The 19,113-nt window shown below is 63.1% G+C and carries 22 protein-coding genes; 16 read left to right on the top strand and 6 right to left on the bottom strand.

What is annotated here, in order from left to right; all coding sequences use genetic code 11:
* Positions 1-163: 163 nt before the first annotated feature.
* On the bottom strand, positions 164-2,044 hold the full coding sequence (locus NMP98_RS07120; protein WP_254860834.1) for a PAS domain-containing sensor histidine kinase: 1,881 nt from the start codon (positions 2,042-2,044) through the stop codon (positions 164-166).
* A 207-nt stretch (positions 2,045-2,251) separates the two neighbouring features.
* Here NMP98_RS07120 and sod point away from each other — a divergent pair, with 207 nt between their 5' ends.
* Complete coding sequence (gene sod / locus NMP98_RS07115) at positions 2,252-2,857, top strand: superoxide dismutase [Mn] (RefSeq protein WP_156708227.1); 606 nt, start codon at positions 2,252-2,254, stop codon at positions 2,855-2,857.
* Positions 2,858-2,909: 52 nt separating this feature from the next.
* Here sod and NMP98_RS07110 read toward each other — a convergent pair whose 3' ends face one another.
* The gene (locus NMP98_RS07110) at positions 2,910-3,824 is read right to left on the bottom strand and encodes an RAD55 family ATPase (protein WP_254860833.1); all 915 of its coding nucleotides are present in this window, start codon (positions 3,822-3,824) and stop codon (positions 2,910-2,912) included.
* Between the two features lie 92 nt (positions 3,825-3,916).
* Here NMP98_RS07110 and NMP98_RS07105 point away from each other — a divergent pair, with 92 nt between their 5' ends.
* A complete protein-coding gene (locus tag NMP98_RS07105; protein ID WP_156708229.1) occupies positions 3,917-4,180 on the top strand; it encodes a DUF5827 family protein in 264 nt (87 codons plus the stop codon).
* Positions 4,177-4,986, top strand: coding sequence for an ATPase (locus NMP98_RS07100; RefSeq protein ID WP_254860832.1), 810 nt, complete (start codon positions 4,177-4,179; stop codon positions 4,984-4,986). Before NMP98_RS07105 ends, NMP98_RS07100 begins: the two co-directional genes overlap by 4 nt.
* Here the strand turns inward: NMP98_RS07100 and NMP98_RS07095 are convergent.
* The gene (locus NMP98_RS07095; protein ID WP_254860831.1) at positions 4,983-5,567 is read right to left on the bottom strand and encodes an MBL fold metallo-hydrolase; all 585 of its coding nucleotides are present in this window, start codon (positions 5,565-5,567) and stop codon (positions 4,983-4,985) included. The two genes, NMP98_RS07100 and NMP98_RS07095, sit on opposite strands and share 4 nt — an antisense overlap.
* 97 nt (positions 5,568-5,664) lie before the next feature.
* Between NMP98_RS07095 and NMP98_RS07090 the strand changes: the two genes are divergently transcribed.
* From NMP98_RS07090 to hisF, 3 genes are all read left to right on the top strand, one after another.
* Positions 5,665-6,912: a DUF3592 domain-containing protein gene (locus NMP98_RS07090; protein WP_254860830.1), complete on the top strand. Its 1,248-nt coding sequence runs from the start codon at positions 5,665-5,667 to the stop codon at positions 6,910-6,912.
* A gap of 58 nt (positions 6,913-6,970) precedes the next feature.
* Positions 6,971-7,576 carry a LemA family protein gene (locus tag NMP98_RS07085; RefSeq protein WP_254860829.1) on the top strand — a complete coding sequence of 202 codons (606 nt, stop codon included), beginning with the start codon at positions 6,971-6,973 and terminating at the stop codon, positions 7,574-7,576.
* 74 nt (positions 7,577-7,650) lie between these two features.
* A complete protein-coding gene (gene hisF / locus NMP98_RS07080) occupies positions 7,651-8,466 on the top strand; it encodes an imidazole glycerol phosphate synthase subunit HisF (RefSeq protein ID WP_254860828.1) in 816 nt (271 codons plus the stop codon).
* Here the strand turns inward: hisF and NMP98_RS07075 are convergent, their stop codons facing one another.
* Together NMP98_RS07075 and NMP98_RS07070 are read right to left on the bottom strand one after the other, a co-directional pair.
* The gene (locus NMP98_RS07075) at positions 8,467-9,228 is read right to left on the bottom strand and encodes a rhodanese-like domain-containing protein (protein ID WP_254860827.1); all 762 of its coding nucleotides are present in this window, start codon (positions 9,226-9,228) and stop codon (positions 8,467-8,469) included. It lies immediately after the preceding gene.
* Positions 9,229-9,280: 52 nt separating this feature from the next.
* Complete coding sequence (locus NMP98_RS07070; RefSeq protein WP_254860826.1) at positions 9,281-9,565, bottom strand: DNA-directed RNA polymerase subunit L; 285 nt, start codon at positions 9,563-9,565, stop codon at positions 9,281-9,283.
* A 91-nt stretch (positions 9,566-9,656) separates the two neighbouring features.
* On the opposite strand from NMP98_RS07070, the gene NMP98_RS07065 reads away from it, so the two are divergent.
* From NMP98_RS07065 to NMP98_RS07020, 10 genes are all read left to right on the top strand, one after another.
* Entirely contained in the window at positions 9,657-10,412 is a 756-nt protein-coding gene (locus tag NMP98_RS07065; RefSeq protein ID WP_254860825.1) for an SDR family NAD(P)-dependent oxidoreductase, read from the top strand.
* Between the two features lie 283 nt (positions 10,413-10,695).
* A complete protein-coding gene (locus NMP98_RS07060) occupies positions 10,696-11,922 on the top strand; it encodes an ABC transporter substrate-binding protein (RefSeq protein WP_326494481.1) in 1,227 nt (408 codons plus the stop codon).
* A gap of 6 nt (positions 11,923-11,928) precedes the next feature.
* Positions 11,929-12,792, top strand: coding sequence for a branched-chain amino acid ABC transporter permease (locus NMP98_RS07055; RefSeq protein ID WP_254860823.1), 864 nt, complete (start codon positions 11,929-11,931; stop codon positions 12,790-12,792).
* A gap of 1 nt (position 12,793) precedes the next feature.
* The gene (locus tag NMP98_RS07050) at positions 12,794-13,945 is read left to right on the top strand and encodes a branched-chain amino acid ABC transporter permease (RefSeq protein ID WP_254860822.1); all 1,152 of its coding nucleotides are present in this window, start codon (positions 12,794-12,796) and stop codon (positions 13,943-13,945) included.
* Positions 13,942-14,745, top strand: a complete 804-nt coding sequence (locus NMP98_RS07045) for an ABC transporter ATP-binding protein (RefSeq protein ID WP_254860821.1) — start codon at positions 13,942-13,944, stop codon at positions 14,743-14,745. The genes NMP98_RS07050 and NMP98_RS07045 overlap by 4 nt, the downstream gene beginning before the upstream one ends.
* Before the next feature lie 139 nt (positions 14,746-14,884).
* Complete coding sequence (locus tag NMP98_RS07040; protein WP_254860820.1) at positions 14,885-15,676, top strand: enoyl-CoA hydratase/isomerase family protein; 792 nt, start codon at positions 14,885-14,887, stop codon at positions 15,674-15,676.
* A 95-nt stretch (positions 15,677-15,771) separates the two neighbouring features.
* On the top strand, positions 15,772-16,917 hold the full coding sequence (locus NMP98_RS07035) for an acyl-CoA dehydrogenase family protein (RefSeq protein ID WP_254860819.1): 1,146 nt from the start codon (positions 15,772-15,774) through the stop codon (positions 16,915-16,917).
* Entirely contained in the window at positions 16,914-17,780 is an 867-nt protein-coding gene (locus NMP98_RS07030; protein WP_254860818.1) for an alpha/beta fold hydrolase, read from the top strand. The genes NMP98_RS07035 and NMP98_RS07030 overlap by 4 nt, the downstream gene beginning before the upstream one ends.
* A gap of 2 nt (positions 17,781-17,782) precedes the next feature.
* Entirely contained in the window at positions 17,783-18,301 is a 519-nt protein-coding gene (locus NMP98_RS07025) for an Lrp/AsnC family transcriptional regulator (protein ID WP_254860817.1), read from the top strand.
* A gap of 4 nt (positions 18,302-18,305) precedes the next feature.
* Positions 18,306-18,485 (top strand): hypothetical protein, encoded by a 180-nt coding sequence (locus tag NMP98_RS07020; protein ID WP_254860816.1) that lies wholly within the window; start codon positions 18,306-18,308, stop codon positions 18,483-18,485.
* A gap of 4 nt (positions 18,486-18,489) precedes the next feature.
* Here NMP98_RS07020 and NMP98_RS07015 read toward each other — a convergent pair whose 3' ends face one another.
* On the bottom strand, positions 18,490-19,044 hold the full coding sequence (locus NMP98_RS07015; RefSeq protein ID WP_254860815.1) for a DoxX family protein: 555 nt from the start codon (positions 19,042-19,044) through the stop codon (positions 18,490-18,492).
* Positions 19,045-19,113: the final 69 nt, after the last annotated feature.

Here is a 19,113-nt window from a genome sequence, read left to right as displayed (position 1 = left end):
TGAGTACGTCGGACGAACCCCGGAGCGTGGCGAGGAGGAGTGAGAACGTCGAACGAGTCATCCGAAAAGACGAGCGGGAGGAGCGAAGCGACGACACGCGAGCAGGGGAAGAGGAGTGAGCAGTGAACGGTCGGACTGACGGCCGTTCCGACACGGACCGTCCTCAGTCAGCAATCGGCAACTCAACGACGAACACGGCGCCTTCGGGTTCGGCGTCTTCGACCCACACGTCGCCACCGTATCGGTCGACGAGCGTCTTGACGAGATACAGGCCGAGGCCGCTCCCGGCGCTTTCGAGCCCCTTCTCGCCCCGGGCGAAGATTTCGTCTTTCCGTGAATCGGGGACTCCCGGCCCGTTGTCCGCAATCCGAACCCGTACCGACGTATCGGTCTCTTCGGCGGTCACGGCCACCCTCGGAACGTCTTTATCGTTGTGCTGAATCGCGTTCTGTAGCAGATTTCGAAAAACCGCGTCGAGCATGTTGTCCGCTCTAACGGAAACGTCCGGAATCGACCCATCGATAGTTACAATCGACACAGAATCGCCAGTTCGGGTCTCTTCGACCTGATTTTCGAGCGCGTGACTGAGGGACATCTGCTGTTTTTCGGCTTCGGATTGGAGCATCACGTTCGCCAAATCCCGGGCCGTTTTCGTCAACTCGATTGCTTCTTCGGCCTTCTGTTGAACGGTCGTAAGCTCCGTTTCAGCATCCTCGTCGACGTGATCGGCGAGCAACTCCGCGTACCCCTTGACGACGGTGAGGTCGTTCCGAATGTCGTGCCGGACGACCTCGTTCAGCAGTTGCAGGTTATCCCGCTGCTCTTTGAGTTGCTGTTCGTATTGCTTTCGCTCACTCGTGTCCCTGGCAAGTGCAAGATACCGGATTCCCTCGGGGAGTTCTAACTTCGTTACCCACACGTCCACCGGGAACGTCGATTCGTCCTTTCGCCGCTGCATTCCCTCTTTTTTCACCATTTCGCCCGTATCCATCCCCTGCCAGGTTTCGTCCAGTTCCTCCCTGTGGGTAACTTCGATATCGGTGACCTCCATCGAACACAACTTCTCATAATCGTATCCCAGTGACTCTACGGCCTGTGTATTCACGTCCAGAATCTCTCCTCTCTCGTTGTGAATGAAAATCGCGTCCGGGGCTTGTTCGAAGAGGGCCTGCAACCGCCTCCGGCTTCGTTCCAGTTCCCGCTCTCGCTCTTTTCGTTCGGTGATGTCCTGGAACGTCCCTCGAATGCGAACCGCCTCGCCATCCTCGAGATAGGGGTCGGCCTGAGCGCGAACCCATCGCCGTTCTCCGTCCTCACCCTCGACACGAAGTTCGAGGTCGTACGGCTCTCCCGTTTCAACAGCCCGCTCGAACGCCTCTTCGATGATTGGACGGTCGTCAGGGTGGAAGTAGTCGATACCCTCGCCGATGCCGATTTCCTCGTCGGGGGGTAACCCGTAGATTTCGTTTATCTGCTCGGTCGTCCAGGATTCCTCCCGACGCAGGTCGGCCTCCCACGCACCGATGTTTGCGATGGTTTGTGCCTTGCCGAGGACGTCTCGATACCGTTCGAGTTCACGCTCCCGTTCCTTTCGGTCCGTGATATCGCGGGCGATACCGACGATTCGAGTGACTGTCCCGTCCTCGGTGATGGGTGTCAGTTTCGTTTGCCACTCGATGGTTCCGGAGGGATGTTCCAGTGTCTCCTCGTATTCTATCGTCTCTTTCCGCTCGACACAGGTGCGATACTCGTCGAGAACGTCCGCAGCCTGTTCGTCGTCGAAAAGGTCCTGTGGCGTTTGGCCGCGGTAGTCCTCGGTCGTCATCCCGGTAATCGATTCGTGGGCCTGGTTGTTCGCTCGGAACCTGAAGGTCACCTCGGCATCGTCGTGGGTAACGTCGAAAATGAAGACGGCATCTTCGACTGCGTTGAAGATGGTTTCGTACGCAGTCGAATCGATGCTCGTCCCGGGGTCGTCATTGGGTGGTACTCCACCTGCCCTGTCCCCCGGGCTGTGGTTATCCCCTCGAGAATCCTCGGCCATACAACTAGTTTTCAACTGTCTTACTTAATCCCTGTAGTTAAATCACTTTCTCCGATGGGTCCTCCGAGTTTGCGGTACGCGACGACCCCCTGACGAGAAACGCCACCCCGGCGCTATCAAGCGGTCTCTCTCGTGTGGTGTGATACCACCACTCCACGAAGTTTTAACAGCTATCCAGACGACTGGTACATTTGGAGGTCGATATAAATGCCCGAACATTCCAATCCCGAACTGCCGCCGCTCCCGTACGACTACGACGCACTCGAACCGTCCATCTCCGAGCAGGTCCTGACGTGGCATCACGACACCCACCATCAGGGCTACGTGAACGGTCTCGAGTCGGCCGAGGAGACGCTCGCGGAGAACCGCGAAGCCGGCGACTTCGGCTCGTCCGGCAGCGCCATCCGCAACGTCACCCACAACGGTAGCGGTCACTATCTCCACACGCTGTTCTGGGAGAACATGGACCCCAACGGCGGTGGGGAGCCCTCGGGCGACCTCGCCGACCGCATCGAGGAGGACTTCGGCTCCTACGAGGGCTGGAAGGGCGAGTTCAAGGCTGCTGCGGGCGCCGCAGGCGGCTGGGCGCTGCTCGTCTACGACCCGGTTGCCGACCAACTGCGCAACCTCGTCGTCGACAAGCACGACCAGGGTGCCCTGTGGGGCAGCCACCCCATCCTCGCGCTCGACGTCTGGGAGCACTCCTACTACTACGACTACGGTCCGGACCGCGGAAGCTTCATCGACGCCTTCTTCGACGTCGTCGACTGGGACAACGTCGCAGAGCAGTACGAAAACGCCGTCCAGCAGTAGAACCGTAGTCACATCACCGATATTTTTCGAGCGGCACCGTCCGTAGCGACAGCTACCAGTGTTTCCGTCCGACCTTCTTCGTCGCCTTCGCCCGGAAGCCGCCGTCGTCGATGATGGAGTCGAACACCTCCTGTCGTTCGGTGTCGAGGGCGCCGCCGAAAGAGCCGACTCGAACCGTCCGGTAGGTCGTGTACCCCTCGTCGTTGGAGTAGAAGTACACAGACCCGTGCAACAGTCCGTTGATGGTCGTGTCCTCTCGGACCGACCCCGCTCGCCGGTCTAACTTGACGTAGGCGACGGTTCCCCAGTTGACGACCGCCTCACGCAACCCCAGCAGGAAGGCGAGTTCGTGACCCGTTGGGAGTCCGAACTCCGTGGCCCGCTCGATATCGGAGAGCGAATCGACGACGATGAGGCTATCGGAGGCCTCCGCGAGTCGGTCACTGATATCGTCGAGGAACCCCTGAAACGTCTCCGGTTGGGGTTCCGACTCCGTATCCATCTCGTGGTGTTTCCCCTCGGATTGCTCGATAGCATCGTCGCGCCGTCTGGCGTCGAACAGGGCCTCGGGTACCGGCAACAGGTCCATGAATCGCTGTGAGAAGTCCGCAACCGTGGTGTGGTCGGCGAGTACGTCGAACTGGTCGTCCGAGAGAACGGCGTCCATCGCGCTGTAAACGTGTTCGCGGTCGTGTGAGAGGGTCAGGTACGTCACCGATTCGGGGATGTGTTCGGCACGGTCGCTCAGTTGACTGGGGACCTGTTCGGGGGCGTGTTTCGCGGCCATCAATCGCGCGAGACTCGTGTAGGTGAAAGGGTCGCCACCTGCGTCGGGCGCGCCGGCGAGTAACACTGAACTTCCCGTCGGAATGCCGCGAAGTGTCCCATCGAGCCCGCGAATCCCGAAGGGGATGTACGACACTTCCTCGCTGATACGGCGGGCTTCCGCTGACGACGATGGGGTCATATGCTGCAGTGTTCCGCCACGGACAAACCTATTTTGGGTGCCCTCGGCGCCGGTAACCAACGCATAAAAGGGGTGATGACCTACCGGCACCCATGCCACGACCGCGCGAGGAGTTCGACGACATCCGCGACTTCGAGTTCTACGACCCCGAGGAGGTACTGGAACCCGACCAGCTCTACACCGTCTACGAAATCGCCCGCCTGCTGCAGGGTGTCGAACCGGACCGTGACCTCGACCCCGGAACCGAGGACATCTTGCTCAACTGGGCGATTCCGTGGATGTTGGACCACAGCGAGTCGTTCGTCTTCGCCGAACCGGAGAGCGACGAGGAACCGGGACACTACGGCTTGAAATGAAACTGCTCGTCGCCGGGGCCGCGGAGGTCGACGCTGGGAAGACGACGTTCACCACGGGGCTCATCGAACGCACCGGCGCCCGCGGGTTCAAACCGCGAGCGGGCAACGGCTACTGGTACGACCACGACGACTATCGGCGTGCCGTCGCCGACGGGCGACTGTACGGCAAGGACTCGAAACGCCTCGCCGCAGCCTCGCCGGGCGATATCGACCCCGAGGCAATCAACCCCATCCATCGGCTGTGGATTCCACGTCCCGGCTCCGGGAAGGGACTGCTCGGACGGGAGGGTCGGGCGTTCGTCGTCGACCGCATCACCCGATCCGACGAGGACCGCTACGTCGTCAATGGTACCATCGAGATACCGCCAGCGGCGAAACGGCACCTCCCGCTGGAAGACGCCCCGCACGTCGAGTCGTTGCCGGAACTCAACGACCTGATGGCCGAACTCCACGCCCCGGCGCTGACAGCGCTGGGCGAGGAAATCGACCAACGCGACTCTGCAATCGTCGAATCCTACGCCGACATCGCTCGGCCACTCTCGGAGTTCGTCCCCGACGCCGTCGCGGTGGTCGAACCGCGTCGCTGTCGAATCTTCGACGGCGAGCGCTACGCGAAGGCCTGCGACGTTGCAAGCGGCAGCGCCCACGAGGGGCGCCTCGAAGAGCGCGTCGAACACGTCGTCGAGTTGCTCGACCCGCTGTCGACGACGACGCTGCCGGCGCTGTCCGGACGGGAGCGCGATGACCCCGGTATCGTCGCCAACGCTTACGCCGATACCTACGACGAACTGCTGGCGGCGGTTTAGCCCATCCGCGCGGATTGGGCGGCGAGTTCGATGTGGTACAGCGGGTCGGTTTCGACGGCCGGCCCGTGGCCGACGTACATCGCTTCGAGGCCGTCATCGACGGTCTCAAGCAGGTAATCGATGCTCTCGACGAGCGCCCCGCGGTCGCCTTCCTTGAGGTCGGTTCGTCCGAACCCGCCGTTGGCGAAGACGAGGTCGCCGGCGAACAGAATGCCCCCCTCCCGTGAATACAGACAGAGATGGTCGTCCTTGTGCCCCGGCGTGTGAAGCGCGAGATGGTCGTCGTCGCCGATGGCCACGGTGTCTCCGTCGGCGATGGCGTGGTCGACGAGTTCGTGGTCGGGGTCGAACCCCCACACATCGACGTCAAAGGCGTCGACGACGGCCCCGACGTTGCCGACGTGGTCAGGGTGGGTGTGGGTTAACACGAGGGCATCGAGGCCCGTCTCGGCGGCCTCGATTCGTTCGACGGCGTCGAAGTCGTTGCCGGCGTCGACGAGGACGGTCCGCTTGCCGTCGACGAGGAAGGCGTTGCTCGTAAAGGAGCGCACCCCCTGTGCGATGTTCCGTACGGTAGTCATTGCCGGCGCTTGTCGGGCGGGCGGTTTGTGCCTTTCCACCGCTCGGCGGGTTCGAGCGACGCGAGGCTTTATAGCCTCTCCCCTGCCTGAGGTGGGTATGCGGGGGTCAACGGACGGGCTCTGGGCAGAGAAGGATTTGGGGTTCGTCGTCGTGCTGCTGGTCGTCGGCCTCATCGCCGGCGCGGCGGGCGGGACCCACGTCCTCCAGCACAACCTGGCGATACAGGAGAACCAACCGACCGACGCTACCGTCGAATCGACGGGCGTCGACCGCCGAGTCATCGAGAACGACGACGGCCCCGACGACTACGAGTACCGGCCCGTCGTCGAGTACAGCTACACGGCCGAGGGAAAGCGGTACGCCCACGACAATGTCTTCCCGGGGTCGTTCCGCCGGTGGAGCGACTCCCGCTCGTGGGCCCAGTCCGTCGCCGGAGACTATCAGGCCGGGCAGTCGGTCGAGGCCCAGTACAATCCCCACGACGCCAGTGAGGCGTACATCCGAAACGACGGCTGGCCGGATGGCTGGCTCATTACGGTCGGTTACGCGTTGGCGTTGCTCGTCTCCGGCGTCTTCCTCATCAGGAAGGGGTTCAGGCGGCGCAAACAGCGGGAACTGATGGCGGATACGCCGACCGAACAGGCAGAATCGCTGTCGATGGGCCCTTCCGAGGTCACAGGTATCGCCCGCCCGGGCCCTTCTGAGGCGGCGACGGCACCGTTTTCCGACGAGGAGTGTATCGTCTGCACGTGGGAGGTCTTAGAGTACGACGACGATGACGACGACGGCGGGTCGTGGAACCACGTCGCCTCGGGACTGGACGGCGTCCCCTTCTACGTAGACGACGGCACGGGGTCGGTGCTGGTCGAACCGCACGGCGACGCCCGCTACGAAATCGACCCGGACGGCGAGACGACGATACGGGTCGACGCCGATGAAACGCCACCCGGGCCGATAGCGTCGTTCATCGACACCACGAGCGGTGTCGGTCGGGTTTCCGAATCATCGAGTGGGGGTGGGGCCTCCGAGGGCGACCGGAAGTACCGACAGAACCTCATCAAGCCGGGCGAGGACGTGTTCGTCTTCGGGACGGTCCAGCCCAGAGCCGAGGCCGACGGTGGAACCTCGAACGCCGAAAACCTCGTCATCCGGAAGGTGCCCGAGGGGGACGCGACACAGGAACCGCTGTTCATGATTGCCGACGAACCGCAGTCGGAACTCATCTCCGAACGGCGGTGGGCGCTGTGGCGCGTTCCGGCCGCCGTCGTCGCCATCGTCGTCGCGGTTGGATTGCTGCTTGGCACGTTCGGTCCGTTGGTCGGCCTCGAACTGCCGGTTCTGTAGCCGACCGCCGCCCGGAGTCGGGTAAGTTTCTTAACGCCGGTCGTTGCATCCAGACAGTATGGTAAATATCCTCACTATCGTCGGTGCGGTGGTGGTCATCCTTGCCGTCGTCGTCGTCGGGGCGTACGTCGTCTCGCTGTACAACCGACTCGTTCGGGTAGACGAACGGGTCAAGAACGCGTGGGCGGACATCGACGTGTTGCTCAAACAGCGACAGGACGCTCTCGAAAAACTCGTCGACACGGCCAAGCGGGCGATGGACTTCGAGGAGGAGTTGCTGTCGGACATCGTCGAAGCCCGCGAACAGGCCCAGCGGGCCGAGACGCCAGAGGAGGAGGCCGCGGCCGGAGAAGCCATCAGAGGGGCGCTCGGCCGGCTGAACGTCCGGGCCGAGGACCACCCCGAACCGCAGGCCGTCCAGAACCTCCAGTCGCTTCAGGACGAAATCGCCCGCATCGAAGAGCAAATCGCGGACCGACGGGAGGTGTACAACGAGTCGGTGACGGCCCACAATCAGTTGATTCGACAGGTGCCGTACGTCGTGTTGGCCGGGCCGCTCGGATTTACCGCCCACGAACTGTACGACCCACCCGCATCCGAAACCGAGGACGTAGACGTCGGAACGATGTTCAGCGACGCGGACCCCGACACCGCCGCCGACTGAGGGTTCGATGGTCGAACTGGCGGCATCAGTTCCCGACTCCTTTTAGGAACGGGCGTCGTACAAACGCCTATCAGATGACGCTCACGAAGCGGATTATCCCCTGTATCGACGTGGATTTGGACGACGACGGCAACGCAGCCGTCTACACCGGCGTCAACTTCGAGGACCTCGAGTACACCGGTGACCCCGTCGAACTCGCAAAGAAGTACAACGAGGCCGGCGCCGACGAGTTCGTCTTCCTCGACATCACGGCGTCGGCTGAGGGTCGAGAGACGATGCTCGAAACCGTCTCGGCGGTCGCCGATGAGTGTTTCATCCCGCTGACCGTCGGCGGCGGCATCCGGACGAAAGACGACATCAAGGAGACGCTGCGGGCCGGCGCCGACAAGGTATCCATCAACACCGGCGCCTTAGAGCGTCCCGAGTTGGTCGGCGAGGGCGCCGAAGCCTTCGGCAGTCAGTGTATCGTCATCTCGGTCGACGCCCGGCGGCGCTACGACGAGGCCGGCGAGTACTACGCTGAGGTCGACGGCGAGTCCTGCTGGTTCGAATGTACCGTCAAGGGGGGCCGCGAGGGGACCGACATCGACGTGGTGGAGTGGGCGCGGGAGGCGGCCGACCGCGGTGCCGGCGAGTTGTTCGTCAACTCCATCGACGCCGACGGCACGAAGGACGGCTACGACATCCCGCTGACGAAGGCGGTCTGTGACAACGTCTCGACGCCGGTCATCGCCTCCTCGGGGTGTGGTTCGCCCGCCCACATGGAGGAAGTGTTCACCGAAGCCAACGCCGACGCGGCGCTTGCGGCCTCTATCTTCCACTTCGAGGAGTACTCCGTCGACGAGGTCAAGCGATACCTCGACGAGCAGGGCATCCCGATGCGAATCTGATTACGGTCCCGTTATTACGCCGGCGGTGAGCTCCGACAGCGGCGCGAGGAGTTCGTACGCCGGGGTTTCCAGCCGGATTTCGCTGTCTTCGGTGAGTCCGCCGAAGTGCAGCGTCATCTCGTAGCCGCCGTCGTCGTCGACGAAGGCGGCCTCCCGTTGGTCCGTGGGTTCGTGGGCGGCGTAGACGGTGGCCTCGGCGTGGGCGGGGTCGGTTCGTCCGGCGATGGTGTAGGACGCAACGTTGTTCTGTATCTCCGACCCGACCGCCGGGTACTCCCGCTCCAACCACTCGAAGAACCCCTCGTCGATGACGTACACGTTCTCGTAGCCGGCTTCGATGAGGGTGGCCGCTCGGAGCGACGAGAGGTGGTGTGGACAGCCACAGTAACAGACGATGCGGTCCTCGCGTGGCCACGACTTGACGGGGTCGTTCGTTCGGCCCTCCGGTGCGGGACTCCAGGCGGCGCCTTCGATGTGGGCGCGTTCGTATTGGCCCTCGCCGCGGGCGTCAGCAAAGCGCGCCTCCCGTCGCCGGTACCAGTTGTAGGTCACCTCGATGGGGGCCAGCGGAACCGCGGTTCCTTCGACGTCGATGCGCTGGAAGCCGTCCGTGTCGACGCCCATTGGTTCGGGGGTGTCCTCAGAGGCGGGTGGGTAGCCGTCGTTTCCCGACCCGTCGTCGCTTTCGCCGTCGCCGCCGAGACAACCGGCGAATGCGGCCGCCGCCGCCCCGGTCGAGGCGAGGAAACTCCGTCGGTGCATACACGTCGCTCGGAGTGGAAGACGCAAAGCGGTTTCGGGGAGAGAAAAGCCGTCAGGCCGCGGATTCGAAGGCGTCCCGGAACGCGGTGGTCTTCTCTTTGACACCGCCGGTGGCCTCCTCGAGCGCATCCAGAGGCGCAATCGTATCGTCGGTCTTGATGGTGACGACGGGGTCGGTCTGACCACCGGACTGCTCGGGGTTCATGTCGTATGTGGCGGCGGTGACGCCCTCGACTTCGAGCAGGGCACCCTTCAGCACGTTCATGAACGTGTGGTCTTCGCCCTGAATCTCGATGGACAACTCGTTCTCCAAGTTCTCGATGACGCGCAGTTCCATTGGGTACCCTTAGACGTATCGGGCGTATGAGCGTTACGAAGGCGTTCCCTTCGGTAGGTGGCTTTTTGCAGACGCCGGCCGCGGAGGCGGTATGGAACTCGACCTCTCGGGACGAACTGCCGTCGTCACTGGTGGCTCCCGCGGTATCGGCCGGGCAATCGCGTTGGGGTTCGCCGACGCTGGCGCGAACGTCGTTCCGCTGGCACGGACAGAAGACGCCGTCGAGGCCGTCGTCGAGGAGGTTCGTGACCGCGGCGTCGAGAGTCGCACCGAAACCCTCGACGTGGCCGACACCGAGGCCGTCGAGGCCTGTTTTGACCGTATCGCCAGCGACCTCGGCGTCGACATCGTCGTCAACAACGCCGGCATCAACCCCGACGACGCGCTGGGAACGCCGGAGGCCGTCTCCGAGGAGGGGTTCGATTCGGTGCTGGACGTGAATTTGGGTGGGGCCTTCGCCTGTGCCCGTGCTGCCGAGTCGTCGCTGAAGGACGCTGGCGGCACCCTGTTGAACGTCGCGTCGGTCGGCGGCATCGTCGGTCTCCCCCGGCAACACCCCTACGTCGCCTCCAAACACGGACTGGTCGGGTTGACGAAGAGTCTCGCCCTCGATTGGGCGCCGGACGTGCGGGTGAACTGTCTGGCGCCGGGGTACGTCGCGACGGACCTCACGACCGACCTTCAGGAAAACGACGACCTGCGTGACTCCATCGAGGCGAGGACGCCGCTGAACCGCTTTGCGGACCCCGAGGAAATCGCCGGGCCGGCGGTGTTTCTCGCCAGCGACCTCGCCTCGTATGCAACCGGCGAGACGCTGGCGGTCGACGGCGGGTGGACTGCTCGCTGAGCTGTCACGTATGCCGCTTTCCGGGATATGGAATTTCGCCCATGAAAAACTACAGAATTTGACCGCTTTCACCAAATATTACCATCGGTAGTAGAAAATTGCTTTTTCTCTAACATCGTGTCGTCTGGAAACCAGCAGCACATTTATGATGGTTGTCCCATAAGGACGGATAGCGGTAATGGTTAACAATAATAATGGCAGCCGACGGTCGAACGGTTCACGAACAAACAGCGCTCTCGGGGTCAATCGACGCTCGTTCCTGAGAGCAACGGGTGCAGGGGCCGTGGGGACTGCTTTGGCGGGCTGTCTGGGCGGCGGCAACGGGAACGGCAACGGCGGCGGTGGCGTTCCCGACACCGTCACCATCGGCGCTCTCGGGCCCGCCGACTCGCCGATGGGCGATTCGATTCTGAAAAGCGCCGAACTCGCCGTCAGCGAAATCAACGACGACGGCGGCATCGCCGGCGCCGACGTGGAGGTCTCGACGAAGGACACGAAGGACCAGCCCGGGACGACCCGTGAGGTCTACCAGGAGCTGACGACCGGCGAGAACGTCGACGCCACGGTCGGCATCTTCGGCTCCGAGAGCCTGCTGTCGATTATGGGTAACATCGCCCAGCAGAGCACCGTCCACCTCACCGCGGGTGCCGCGACGCCGGAGGCCCCCGCCCTCGTCGAGGAGAACTACGACCGGAACAAGTACTGGTTCCGTGTCGGTCCCATCAACTCCGTGTTCCTCGGTGAGTCACAGGTTCAGTTCGCTGCGGACCGCTTCGAGGAGATGGGCTGGGAGAAAATCGCCTTCCTCGCGGAGGACTACAAGTGGACGGAGCCGATTACTAACGATATTCAGTCCCAACTCGAAGAGGAGGCCGGCGTCGAGGTAACCGAGGTCCGCCGTGTTGCGGAGGGCACCGAGGACTTCACACCGGTGTACGACCAACTCGAGTCCGACGAGGTCGACGGCGCCTACACGGCCCTAGCACACACCGGGACGACGGCGCTCGTCCAGTGGGCCCAACAGCAGCGGCCGTTCGGCTTCGGTGGTATCCACGTCCCGACGCAGTTGCCGTCGTTCTACGAGGCGACTCAGGGAGCAGCCATCTCGACGTTCTCACAGACGACGGCGACGGCCAACTCCGAGGTCACCGAGAAGACGGTACCGTACGCCGACGCCTATCAAGAGGAATACGACAGTCTCCCGGTGTACACCGGCTACTCGGCGTACGACGCGGTGTACATGATAAAGGAGGCCATCGAGGCGACCGAGAGCGTCAACAGCGACGACCTCGTCTCCGAACTGGAGGGGATGTCCTACACCGGCACCGGTGGGAATATCGAATTCTTCGGTCCCGACGGCCGGTTCCCCCACGACGTCCGGTACGGCGCCGACTACGCACAAGGCGTCTACTTCCAGTGGCAGGCCGACGAAAGCGGCGAGGGCCACCAGCGCGTCCTCTGGCCCGACGACCTGGAGGAAGCAGAGTACCAGTCGCCACCGTGGGCCTAAGACACGATGGTAAGTGCCATCACTATCGCGACGAACGTCCTCATGTTGGGGGCGTTGTACTCGTTGGTAGCCATCGGCTTCACGCTCATCTTCGGCGTGGGCGGGGTGTTGAACCTCTCCCACGGGGCGATAATCACCGTGGGCGCCTACAGCGCCTACGCCGTCGACGCCGCCACGGGAAGTATCGTTCTCGGTGCCATCGCCGCGGCAGTCATCTCCGGGGCGTTCTCCCTTGCGCTGTACAAGGGTCTCATCAGTAAAGTCCGACACAATCCGGTCACCGTGCTCATCCTGACGCTGGTCGTCGCCATCGTTGTCGAGCAACTGATGCTCGTCATCTTCGGCGGCGAGGAGTTGCTCGTGCCGCAACTCCTCGATGGGTCGATTACCGTCCTCAGCGACAGCATCCAACTCAACCGCATCCTCGTGTTCGTGCTGTCGTGGGTGCTCATCGGTGGCCTGTTTTACTTCGTCAACCGGACGCGAACCGGAAAGGCCATTCTCGCGACCTCGATGTCGGATAAAGGCGCCGCGCTCGTCGGCATCGACTCCGAGCAGGTGTACTCCTACACGTGGGTGCTCGCCGGCGCCCTCGCCGGTCTCGCGGGGCTGTTCCTCGCATCGTTCCAGACGGCGAACCCACTGATGGGTCGCAATCCGCTGCTGCTGTCGTTCTCCATCGTCGTGTTGGGTGGTCTCGGCAGCATCCGCGGGAGTGTCATCGGCGCCTACCTCATCAGTTTCCTCGATCAGATGACGATTCAGTTCCTCAGCGAACGGCTCGCTGGGGTTTCGGCGCTGGTCGTGTTGGTGCTCGTGTTGCTCATCAGACCCAAGGGCCTCTTCGGCCGCGAACTCGTGGAGGAGTGAGATGTCGGGACAGACCCAATCCGATTTGAAGTCGTGGGGCGACATCCTCAACCCCGTCGAGATGCAGCGCCACCAGCAGGTCGGCCTGCTCGGTATCCTGTCGCTGTTCGTCCTGCCGCTCGTCATCCCGGCGATTTACGCGATTTACCTCTCGTCGGCGCTGTTCTTCGCGACGTTCGTGATGAGCTGGGACTTCGTCTCCGGCTACACTGGCGAAATCTCGTTCGGTCACGGGCTGTTCTTCGGGGTCGGCGGCTACACCTCGGGGATGTTGAACCTGCATATGGGTCTCGACCCGTGGATTGCGGCGCCCCTCGGTGCAGTCGCGGCGGGCCTCGCCGGGTTGCTCATCGGCTTCCCGTCGCTGCGCGTCAAGGGGCCGTACTTCTCGCTTATCACGCTCGTGACGCCGATTATCCTCATCTCGGTGTTCCGGTTCTTCCCGGACTTGACCGGTGGGGAACTCGGCCTCGTGAGCGTCGGCACCGTCGAGAAGTTCAGCGCCATCGGACCGATACCGTCGCCCGGGTTCGACCCCTACTCGGGGTACTACCTCGCGCTGTTCGTGTTCCTGTTCGCACTGGTCGTCTTCGTCGCCATCACCCGCTCGGATGCGGGGATGGTGTTCACGGCCATCCGTGCTGACGAGATATCCGTCGCGGCGACCGGCAAGAACCCCGCGAAGTTCAAACTGTTCGCCTTCGTGCTTTCGGGGCTAATCGGCGGCCTCGCGGGCGCGATGTACGGTCACAGTGTCGGCGGCTTCAACGTCTCCGAACTGCTGGCGCTCATCATCAGCATCGAGGTCATCGTCGCCGCCATCCTCGGCGGCATCGGCACCATCACCGGCGCCGCCATCGGTGGCCTGTTCTTCTATCTACTTCGGGTGTTCCTGCGGAACCTCGAATTTACGATTCCCGTCGTCAACGTCCCGGTTGGCGAGGTCTACTTCCTGCTGTTCGGCATCGTGACTCTCGGATTCCTGTTTTACCTGCCGGAGGGAATCGTCCCCCGGGTGGTCGGCGAGTGGCGCGCTCGCTCGGAACCACAGGCGGGTGAAGCGGTCGCAGACGGCGGCAAGAGCCGCGGCGAACGTATCGTCGAGTCGTGGACCGACGACCTCCGTGAGTTGTTCGGAGGTGAGCGCCGATGAGCAGCGAAGCCCAATTGGGCGACGCCGAGCAGACGCCGGGGGCCGACGACGCCCGCAATTTCGACCCCGACGACGGCGTGTTGGTCGCGGACGGTCTCACCAAGCGCTTCGGTGGACTGACCGCGGTCGACGACCTCTCGTTTGCGGTCGAAGAACAGGAGATACTCGGCTTCATCGGCCCGAACGGCGCCGGGAAGTCGACGACGTTCAACTGCATCACCGGCCGGTATCCCCCGACGGAGGGGACGGTGTACTACCGCGGCGAGGACGTCACCGGTCTTCCCGCCTACGAGATGGTCGGAAAGGGACTGGCACGGACGTTCCAGGAGTTCCGGCCCTTCGAGGACCGGACCATCCTCGCGAACGTCCAGACGGCGCTGGTTCCCGACCGACTGTTCTCGACGAGCGGCCTGCGCGGGGAGACGCGAGCGCAGGCCATCGAGTTGTGCGAACGCGTCGGTCTGGGCGAGGAGATGCACCGGATGCCCGACGAACTCCCCCACGCGGGGATGCTCCGGTTGGAACTCGCCCGTGCGATGGCGACCGACCCCGACATGATGCTAATCGACGAACCCTTCGCGGGGCTGGCGGAGGGCGAAATCGGACAGATTTCGAGTCTGCTGACCGAACTCCGCGAGGAGGGAACGACGCTCGTCGTCGTCGACCACAACATGCGCGGGTTGCTCGAACTCATCGACAGGGCCATCGTCATCAACTTCGGCGAACTGCTCGCGGAGGGGACGCCCGAGGAAATCCGGGAGAACCCGGACGTCCAAGAGGCGTACCTCGGCAGCGAGTAGGGAACCGACCTCTCGGTGAGCAATCGTAACTGAAAAGCGACTTTATATTTTCGCCGTTAACTCGGGGGGCAAGGTTGACAAACGATGGTCAACCACGTGGCAACACTTTAGCCGGTGGCCTCGCATGTCGAGACGTATCATGAGTGACCCAGTGCTCCTCGATATCGACGAGGGCGTCGCGACGATAACGCTGAACCGACCCGACAACCGCAATGCGCTTTCCGAGGAGATGTCCAACGCTATCGTCGACGCCGTCGACGAAGTCGAGGACTCCGATGAGGCCCGCTGTCTCGTCGTCACCGGCAAGGAGGGGACGTTCTGTGCCGGCGGCGACGTGAACTCCATGGTCGAGTTGATGAGCGGCACCGCCGAACTCCACGAGGCCGTCGAAGGCATCCAACACGACACGAGTCGGGCCATCCAGCGCGTCGCCGAGTTCCACCTCCCGACCATCGCCAAGGTCGACGGCACGGCCTACGGCGCGGGTGCGAACCTCGCCATCGCCGCCGACGTGACGCTCGCCTCCGCCGACGCCCAGATTTCCTTCGGCTTCCGGCAGGTCGGTCTCGCAATCGACACCGGCACGTCGTATCTCCTGCCGCGACAGGTCGGCGCCAGCAAGGCGAAGGAACTCGTCTTCACCGGCGAACTGCTCGACGCCGAGGAGGCCGGCGAACTCGGGCTGTTCAACCACGTCTACGAGGAGGACTTCGAGGAGCAAGTCGAGGAGTTCATCGAACCCATCGCAACCGGGCCGACGGTCGCGCTTCGGACCTCGAAGAAACTCATCGAACAGGGGTTCAACGCCAGCCTGAAGGATGCCCTCGACAACGAGGCGGCTGCCCAGGCCGCAGTCTTCGCGACCGACGACCACGTCGAGGGAGCCAACGCGTTCATGGAGGGCCGCAAACCCGAATTCGAGGGCAAGTAACGACTCGACAGAGAGTGTCTGTCACTCGGTAAAGAACTTAACACTGTTGTACCGTTTGGCAAATCTATTTTGCAACGGGAACCTAGAGTTCGGATATGGCGTTCCAACTTTCGGCCGAGCACGAAGCGATTCGCGAGGCCGTCCGCGAATTCGGACAGGAAGAAATCAAGCCCGTCGCCCGCGAGCACGACGAAAACGGGGAGTACCCCGAAGAACTCCGCCGGAAGGCGGCGGAGTTGGACTTCGTCGCGCCGCACATTCCGATGGAGTACGACGGCGCGGGGATGGACATGCTCTCTCGGTGTATCGTCACCGAGGAACTGTGGCGGGCCGACCCCGGCATCGGGTCGGCGGTGGGGTCGGCGGGCTTCGGATCGTCGATGATTCTCGAATACGGCGACGAGTGGATGAAAGAGGAGTGGCTGCCGAAAATCGCCAACGGCGAGTCGGCATCCTGTTCCTGTATCTCCGAGCCGGCCCACGGCTCGAACGTCGCGGGCATCGAGACGGTCGCCGAGGAAGACGGCGACGGCTACGTCCTCAACGGCAACAAGATGTGGATTACCAACGGCACGGTCGCCGACGTGGCGGTCGTGATGACGAAAACCAACCCCGACGCCGACCCGGCCCACCGCGGCATCACCGCGTTCCTCGTCCCCACCGACGACCCCGGCTTCAAGCCCTCGAAAATCGACAATAAACTCGGTATTCGGGCCTCAGACCTCGCTGAGGTCGTCATCGACGACGTCCGCGTTCCCGAGGAGAACATCATCGGCGAGAAGAACGAGGGCTTCTACCAGCTGATGGACTTCTTCGCCTCCGGTCGGACGAGCGTCGCCTCACAGGCGGTCGGTGCGGCACAGGGCGCACTCGACGCTGCCGTCGACTACGCTAACGACCGCGAGCAGTTCGGCCAGAAGATCAAGGAGTTCCAGGCCATCGAGCACAAGGTCGCCGAGATGGCGACCGACGTGGAGGCCGCTCGCTCGTTGACCTACCGTGCCGCCAGCCACGTCGAGGGCGACAAAGACGACACCGCCGTCCGACTGGCGTCGATGGCGAAACTGTTCGCCTCCGAACACGCCGTCGACGTCGCCGACGAGGCGATTCAGGTACACGGCGGCGCGGGCTACGTCTCCGACCACCCCGTCGAGCGCATCTACCGTGACGCTCGCATCACGAAAATCTACGAGGGCACCTCGGAAATCCAGAAGAACATCATCTCCGACCGCGTTCTATGACGGGGCCGGGACACGAGGAGTGGACCGAGGTCCAAGAGTCGACGACGGTCACCGTCGACGGCCACGACCTCGAAGTCGCCTACCGTGACGAAGGCCCCGAGGACGGCGACCCGCTCGTCTTCCTCCACGGCATCCCGACGTGGTCGTTTCTGTGGCGCCACGTCGCACCCGCCTTCGAGGACGACTACCGCGTCATCGTCCCCGACATGCTGGGCTACGGCAACTCCGACGCCCACGACGGCTTCGACCGCTCGATTCGCGCCCAGGAGGCCATGCTCGGCGAACTGCTCGATGACCTCGGCCTCGGTGACGTGACGCTCGTCGCCCACGACATCGGCGGTGGTGTGGCGCTTCGCTTCGCCGCCCACACCGACCGCGTGGAGCGCCTCGTCGCCTCGAACATCGTCTGTTATGATTCTTGGCCCGTCGAGTTCATCAGCAACCTCGGCCTGCCGGCGACGGCCGAGTTGGACGACGAGGAGTTCGAAGCGAAACTGGATTTCGCCTTCGCGGAGGGTGCCTACGGCGACGCCGACCCCGCCTTCGTCGAGGGGATGAAGGAACCGTGGCTCCGTGAGGGTGGCAAACGCGCCATCTCGCGGGCGGCGGTGGCGACCAACACCAACCACACGACCGAAATCCCCTACGGGGACATCGACGCCGAGTTGCTGTGTCTGTGGGCCGAAGACGACGTGATGCAGCCAATCGAGTACGGCGAACGGCTCGCCGACGACCTCGGAGGGGAGCTGTCGCGGCTCCCGAAGGCGTTCCACTGGGTCGTAGAGGACGTTCCCGAGGCGTATCGAGCGGAACTCCGGTCGTTCCTGACCGAAAACCCCAGTAGCCCGGGCGATGGGGCGTGAGTATGGAGCGCACATCGCCCGATTGGGAGTTCAAGGAACGCGACGTGTTGGTGCTTCGGGAGCTCTCGCGGGACCCACAGCTGTCCTCGCGGGACCTCGCGCGCATTCTCGACGAGAAGTACGGCATCGACGTCTCGCACGTCACCGTCTCGGAGTCGATTCGGGGGATGCGCGAGGAGGGCGTCTTCCGTGAGGCGATCATCCCCAACGAGGAGTACTTCCACTTCGCGCTGTTCGAGTTCAAGTTCAACCCCGAGAACTTCGCCGAGGAGTGGCGCGCGGCCATGGAGTTCATCCGCGATTCGCCGAACACGCTGTTTTACTTCCTCTCGGATGGGGAGTACCAGTGGAAGTCGGTGATGATGTTCCCGACTAGAGATGCCCAATCCCAGTGGATTCACGAGTTCTACAAGCGACACGGCGAAGTCGTTCACAACCTCCGCAACTCCGTCGTGACGAACGTGTTGAAGTTCCGCACCGACCCCGAGATACTCGAGAGCCTCCACGACGCCGACCGGTAGTCCGATGGACGACGACCCGTTCCGAATCGTCGGTCTCGTCATCGCGGCGTTCGCCGTCGTCTTCGTCGCCCTCCTGCTGTTGGTGCAGTTCGGCGGCAATGCCAGCGGTGTCGTGACGCTGCCGGCGTTTCTCGCGGTGCCGGTCGTCGCTGTCGGTATCTACCTGCTGGTCAAAAATCGGTAAGCCGTTATCCGAGGATGTACGCCGTCCACGGGTAGCGTTCGACGAGCGGTTGGCCGTCGACTTCGTACTGCTCGATGTAGGCGTCGAGTCCGAGAATTCGGCCGGCGCCGAAGGCGGCGACCGACAGGAAGACGAGCATGTAGGCGAAGTCGCCGTTGATGTAGCCGTGACTAATTTCCCAGTTACCCAGATAGAACATGAGCATCAACACCGCACCCCAGAACGCCGCCAGACGCGTCAGGCCGCCGACGATGAGCCCCAACCCGATGAGTACCTCACCCCACGGGACGGCGATGTTCGCGAACTCGACGAGTGCTGGCGTGTTGCCCATGGCGACGAACAGGTCCGCGACGGGGCTGCCGTTCGCCGGCGGCGCGTTCTGGAGATAGCCTGCGGCGCTGAAATCCCCTGCGAGAACCTTACTGGCGCCGCTTTGGAGGAACGCCACTCCCATCATCAATCGGAGTGCGAGAATGAACCAGACGCTGAGCGTGTGGAGCCGTCCCTCCGCGGTGAAGCCGGCGACCGTACTTCGAAGTTGTACTTCTTGTGATACCATACCAATCAGGTTTTAGACGCATTTGACTTAAATATTGGTGCGATTGTTGCCTCTTTCTGCCCTGATGGC

This window comes from Natronomonas gomsonensis (assembly GCF_024300825.1).
Lineage (GTDB): Archaea > Halobacteriota > Halobacteria > Halobacteriales > Haloarculaceae > Natronomonas > Natronomonas gomsonensis.
Note: the sequence above shows the minus strand (reverse complement) of the source record. Positions and strands in the feature narration are given on the sequence as shown.

Excerpts from the sequence above, each read along its gene's own strand:
- NMP98_RS07120 (WP_254860834.1), bottom strand. The coding sequence starts at position 2,044 with ATGGCCGAGGATTCTCGAGGGGATAACCACAGCCCGGGGGACAGGGCA.
- sod (WP_156708227.1), top strand. The coding sequence starts at position 2,252 with ATGCCCGAACATTCCAATCCCGAACTGCCGCCGCTCCCGTACGACTAC.
- NMP98_RS07110 (WP_254860833.1), bottom strand. The coding sequence starts at position 3,824 with ATGACCCCATCGTCGTCAGCGGAAGCCCGCCGTATCAGCGAGGAAGTG.
- NMP98_RS07105 (WP_156708229.1), top strand. The coding sequence starts at position 3,917 with ATGCCACGACCGCGCGAGGAGTTCGACGACATCCGCGACTTCGAGTTC.
- NMP98_RS07100 (WP_254860832.1), top strand. The coding sequence starts at position 4,177 with ATGAAACTGCTCGTCGCCGGGGCCGCGGAGGTCGACGCTGGGAAGACG.
- NMP98_RS07095 (WP_254860831.1), bottom strand. The coding sequence starts at position 5,567 with ATGACTACCGTACGGAACATCGCACAGGGGGTGCGCTCCTTTACGAGC.
- NMP98_RS07090 (WP_254860830.1), top strand. The coding sequence starts at position 5,665 with ATGCGGGGGTCAACGGACGGGCTCTGGGCAGAGAAGGATTTGGGGTTC.
- NMP98_RS07085 (WP_254860829.1), top strand. The coding sequence starts at position 6,971 with ATGGTAAATATCCTCACTATCGTCGGTGCGGTGGTGGTCATCCTTGCC.
- hisF (WP_254860828.1), top strand. The coding sequence starts at position 7,651 with ATGACGCTCACGAAGCGGATTATCCCCTGTATCGACGTGGATTTGGAC.
- NMP98_RS07075 (WP_254860827.1), bottom strand. The coding sequence starts at position 9,228 with ATGCACCGACGGAGTTTCCTCGCCTCGACCGGGGCGGCGGCGGCCGCA.
- NMP98_RS07070 (WP_254860826.1), bottom strand. The coding sequence starts at position 9,565 with ATGGAACTGCGCGTCATCGAGAACTTGGAGAACGAGTTGTCCATCGAG.
- NMP98_RS07065 (WP_254860825.1), top strand. The coding sequence starts at position 9,657 with ATGGAACTCGACCTCTCGGGACGAACTGCCGTCGTCACTGGTGGCTCC.
- NMP98_RS07055 (WP_254860823.1), top strand. The coding sequence starts at position 11,929 with ATGGTAAGTGCCATCACTATCGCGACGAACGTCCTCATGTTGGGGGCG.
- NMP98_RS07050 (WP_254860822.1), top strand. The coding sequence starts at position 12,794 with ATGTCGGGACAGACCCAATCCGATTTGAAGTCGTGGGGCGACATCCTC.
- NMP98_RS07045 (WP_254860821.1), top strand. The coding sequence starts at position 13,942 with ATGAGCAGCGAAGCCCAATTGGGCGACGCCGAGCAGACGCCGGGGGCC.
- NMP98_RS07040 (WP_254860820.1), top strand. The coding sequence starts at position 14,885 with ATGAGTGACCCAGTGCTCCTCGATATCGACGAGGGCGTCGCGACGATA.
- NMP98_RS07035 (WP_254860819.1), top strand. The coding sequence starts at position 15,772 with ATGGCGTTCCAACTTTCGGCCGAGCACGAAGCGATTCGCGAGGCCGTC.
- NMP98_RS07030 (WP_254860818.1), top strand. The coding sequence starts at position 16,914 with ATGACGGGGCCGGGACACGAGGAGTGGACCGAGGTCCAAGAGTCGACG.
- NMP98_RS07025 (WP_254860817.1), top strand. The coding sequence starts at position 17,783 with ATGGAGCGCACATCGCCCGATTGGGAGTTCAAGGAACGCGACGTGTTG.
- NMP98_RS07020 (WP_254860816.1), top strand. The coding sequence starts at position 18,306 with ATGGACGACGACCCGTTCCGAATCGTCGGTCTCGTCATCGCGGCGTTC.
- NMP98_RS07015 (WP_254860815.1), bottom strand. The coding sequence starts at position 19,044 with ATGGTATCACAAGAAGTACAACTTCGAAGTACGGTCGCCGGCTTCACC.